4 protein-coding genes are annotated in these 4,464 nt (G+C 62.4%); 1 reads left to right on the top strand and 3 read right to left on the bottom strand.

What is annotated here, in order from left to right:
• Positions 1-2,433: efflux RND transporter permease subunit (locus ACY693_RS15590; RefSeq protein ID WP_462322733.1), on the top strand; the 2,433-nt coding region annotated here is incomplete at its 5' end.
• Here the strand turns inward: ACY693_RS15590 and hisG are convergent.
• From hisG to ureG, 3 genes are all read right to left on the bottom strand, one after another.
• Complete coding sequence (hisG, locus tag ACY693_RS15595) at positions 2,423-3,307, bottom strand: ATP phosphoribosyltransferase (protein WP_462322734.1); 885 nt, start codon at positions 3,305-3,307, stop codon at positions 2,423-2,425. The genes ACY693_RS15590 and hisG overlap by 11 nt on opposite strands.
• Positions 3,304-3,696: a phosphoribosyl-AMP cyclohydrolase gene (gene hisI, locus ACY693_RS15600; protein ID WP_462322736.1), complete on the bottom strand. Its 393-nt coding sequence runs from the start codon at positions 3,694-3,696 to the stop codon at positions 3,304-3,306. Before hisI ends, hisG begins: the two co-directional genes overlap by 4 nt.
• A 146-nt stretch (positions 3,697-3,842) precedes the next feature.
• A partial coding sequence (gene ureG / locus ACY693_RS15605) for an urease accessory protein UreG (protein ID WP_462322735.1) occupies positions 3,843-4,464 on the bottom strand: 622 nt, incomplete at its 5' end.

The raw sequence follows: 4,464 nt of genomic DNA on the forward strand, positions 1-4,464 counted from the left end.
GCGGGTATCGGCCAGATCAAGGCCGAGGACGTCCAGGAAGACCTCTCGATCACGACCGATGTCGGCGATGTCGAGGCCTTTCGCAAGCTGGTGGTGCGCGAGAGCGCCGGTACCCTGGTGCGACTCGAGGATATCGCCCAGGTTGAGCTGGGTGCTGAAGACTACGACTCGGCAACGCTCTACAAGGGCATCCCAGCGATCTTCATCGGTGTCGAGCAGACCCCAGGCGCGAATCCGCTCCAGGTCGCCGAGCGCGTGCACAACCTCCTGCCCGAGCTGCGCGCTCAGTTCCCGGAGGGGCTCGAGGCGCACATCCCCTACGATGCTAGCGAGTTCATCGAAGAGTCGATCGATGAGGTCTTCAAGACCCTGGCCGAAGCGGTGCTGATCGTGCTCTTCGTGATCTTCCTCTCACTCGGCTCGATCCGCGCCGCAATCGTGCCCTCGGTGGCAGTGCCCCTGTCGATCGTCGGCGCCGCCTTCCTGATGCTGCTGATGGGCTTCTCGATCAACCTCCTGACGCTGTTGGCGATGGTGCTGGCGATCGGCATCGTGGTCGATGATGCCATCGTCGTGGTCGAGAACGTGCATCGGCATCTGGAGATGGGCAAGGATGGGATCACCGCCGCGGTCGATGCGGCGCGCGAGCTGGCACTGCCGATCATCGCCATGACCACCACCCTGGTCGCCGTCTATGCGCCGATCGGGTTCATGGGCGGGCTGGTCGGCTCACTGTTCGTCGAGTTCGCCTTCACGCTGGCCGGCGCGGTGTTGATCTCGGGCATCGTCGCGCTGACGCTGTCACCGATGATCTCAGCGCGGGTGCTGCACTCGAGCAAGGACGAGGGGCGCTTCGAGCACGCCGTCGAGCAGTTCTTCCAATGGCTGGCGCGGGTCTCTGGCCAGGCCTTGCACGGCTGGCTGCGCTTCCCGGGCGTGACCGTCATCGTCGCCGTGGTCGTCATCGTGAGTATCTATGCGATGTACAGCATGACCGAAAAGGAGCTGGCACCCACCGAGGATCAGAGCATCCTGTTTGTGATGGCCAACGCGCCGCAGACGGCGACGATCGAGTATGACATCGGATACGTCAAGGAGATGCAGGCGATCTTCGAGCAGTTCCCCGAGTACAAGGAGAGCTTCATCCTCGCCGGCTTCGGCGGCAGTCCGACGACCACCTTCGGCGGCTTCAAGCTGCAGCAGCCCTCGGAGCGCGAGCGCTCGCAGATGGCGATCCAGCCAGAGCTGCAGGGGGCCCTCGCCAGTGTGACCGGGTTCCAGACCCTGGTCTTCCCGCGCCCGAGCCTGCCGTCGCCGGGCCAGGGCATCCCAGTCGAGTTCGTCATCCTCTCCGATGCCGACTATCAGGAGCTCGATGGCCTCAGCTCCGAGCTGATCGGCCGCGGCATGGGCTCTGGCAAGTTCATCTTCCTGGACAAGGACGTCAAGTACGAGCGCCCGCGCACGGTCATCGATGTCGACCGCGACCTCGCGGGCGATCTTGGCATCGACATGGAGCAGCTGGGACAGTCGCTGGCGGTGATGTTGAACGAAGACTACGTCAACTGGTTCAGCCTCGAAGGCCGCAGCTATAAGGTCATCCCGCAGGTCGAGCGCAGCGACCGCAACGATATCGCCGAGATCGAGGACTATTACATCCGCACCGGCGGCGGCGAGCTGGTGCCCTTGTCGACCCTGGTCAGCATCAGCGAGACCGTCGAGCCCTCTAAGCGGACCCAATTCCAGCAGCTGAATGCGGTTACCATCTCCGGGATGATGGTGCCCGGCATCGCGCTCGGCGATGCACTCAGCTACCTGGAGGAGACCGCCGCTGAGGTCTTCCCGCGCAATGTGCGCTGGGATTACAAAGGCGAGTCGCGTCAGTTCAAGAGCGAAGGTGCAGCGCTGGAGACCACCTTCTTCCTATCGATCCTGGTCATCTATCTGGTGCTCGCGGCGCAGTTCGAGAGCTGGCGCGACCCCTTCGTGATCCTGATGTCGGTGCCGCTGACCATTGCGGGCGCCCTCGCCTTCCTGTTCCTGGGCTTCGCCAGCATCAATATCTACACCCAAGTCGGGCTGATCACCTTGATTGGGCTGATCGCGAAGAACGGCATCTTGATCGTCGAGTTCGCCAATCAGGTGCGTGAGGAAGAAGGGCTCGACAAGCGCGCCGCCGTGCTCAAGGCATCGATGATCCGGCTGCGCCCCATCCTGATGACCACGGTGGCGATGCTGGTCGCCATGATCCCGCTGCTGCTGGCGACCGGCCCGGGCGCGGTGAGCCGCTTCGACATCGGCCTGGTGATCACCACTGGGCTCGGTATCGGCACGCTATTCACGTTGTTCGTGGTGCCCGCGATGTATGTGTTGATTGCGTCGAAAGAGGTGAAGCGACAGCTGCCGGATGCGCAGGCAAGCATCAATCGATAATCTTGTTGATCGGCATCTCGATGATGCCGCGCGCGCCGACATCGTGGAGCTGTGGGATCAGATCACGCACCAACTTCTCCTCCACGACCGCGCTGATCGCCACCCAGTCCTGGTCCGCCAGGGTCGAGACCGTCGGTGTGCTCAACGCCGGCAGCAGCGCCAAGACATCATCGATACCACTGCAGGGGACGTTCATCGCTAGGGTGACTCGGGTCGCGGCGCGAATGGCGCCCATCAGCAGCATCTCAAGCCGGCTGATCTTGGCCTTCTTCCAACCGTTGGCGAAGGCGGCATGATTGGCGATGAAGCGCGGCGTGCTCTCGAGCACCACATGCATGATCTTCAAGCTGTTGGCGCGCAGGCTCGAGCCGGTCTCGGAGACATCGACAATCGCATCGGCCAATGTCGGCGGCTTCACCTCGGTCGCGCCCCAGGAGAACTCCACCTTGGCCTCAACGCCGTGCTCGGCGAGGAACCGACGGGTCATCCCGACCGCCTCGGTGGCGATGCGCTTGCCGGCCAGGTCCTTGACCTCGTTGAACGGTGAGCCTTCTTTGGAGGCCATCACCCAGCGCACGACGCCATAGTTGGGCCAAGGTGCCTTCAGGTCCGCCAACTGAGCGACATCGGCGCCGGTCTCCAACAGCCAATCGAGCCCGGTGATCGCACAGTCGAGGATGCCCTGCTCGACATAGCGAGCCATCTCCTGCGGCCGGATCAGGATGCACTGAATATCCGGATCATCGATCGTCGGATAATAGGAGCGCCCCGAGATCTGCAGATTGTATCCGGCCAAGGCGAAGAGCTTCTTGGTCGTCTCTTGCAGGCTGCCTTTTGGAATCCCGAGGCGCAAGCGGTCGTCATCGCGGGTCACTGCTTGTAGACCTCCTTCGGATCGAAGACCTGGACACCGACGTCGGTGACGCTGTCGCGATCGAGCTTGCGGAAGAAGCAACTGCGCTTACCGGTATGGCAAGCGGCGCCACCGATCTGCTCGACCTTCAGGAGCAGCGCGTCGCCGTCGCAATCGAGATAGAGGTCGCGGACCTTCTGAGTGTTGCCACTCTCCTCGCCTTTGTGCCAAAGCTTCTGCCGCGAGCGGCTCCAGTACACGGCCTCACCAAGCTCGATGGTCTTAGCCAGGGACTGCTCGTTCATATTGGCGACCATCAGGATCTCGCCGGTCTCGGCATCCTGCGCAATGGCCGTGATCAGTCCATTGCCTTTGGAGAAGTCGACGACGCTCGTAATCTTTTCGTTCAATGTCACAGTGAATACCAATCGCTCTCGGGAAAATGATGGTCATCGGGCGGCAAGCCGCCTGATTCGGAAGCTGGCTCAACCAGCTCATTCGGATGCTTGCTCAGCCGGTTCAATCGGATGCTCGCTTAGCCGGTTCAATCGGATGCTCACTTAGCCGGATCATCGAGCATCCCCTGGCGGATCACGAACTCGACGATCCGATCCAGACCTTCACCCATGCGCAGATTGGTCATCACGAAAGGCCGCTCGCCGCGCATGCGGCGGGTATCGCGTTCCATGACCTCAAGCGAGGCGCCGACATGCGGGGCGAGATCGATCTTGTTGATGATCAGGAGATCAGAGCGGGTGATGCCAGGCCCCCCCTTGCGCGGGATCTTCTCACCCTCGGACACGTCGATGACATAGAGCATCAGATCGGCGAGCTCAGGGCTGAAGGTGGCGGCGAGATTGTCGCCGCCGCTCTCGATGAAGATCAGGTCGAGCTCAGGGAACTGCTGCTGTAGATCGGCGACCGCGGTCAGGTTCATCGAGGCGTCTTCACGGATCGCCGTGTGCGGGCAGCCGCCGGTCTCGACGCCGATGATGCGCTCAGCCGGCAGCGCCTGACTGCGGATAAGGAATTCGGCGTCCTCGCGGGTGTAGATGTCGTTGGTGACGACAGCGATCTGATAGCGATCGCGCAGTCGTTTGCAGAGGGCATCAAGCAGTGCCGTCTTGCCGGAGCCGACCGGGCCGCCGACACCAACGCGGAGCGGATTCGAGGTTGGG

It is taken from the genome of Halochromatium sp. (assembly GCF_054919635.1).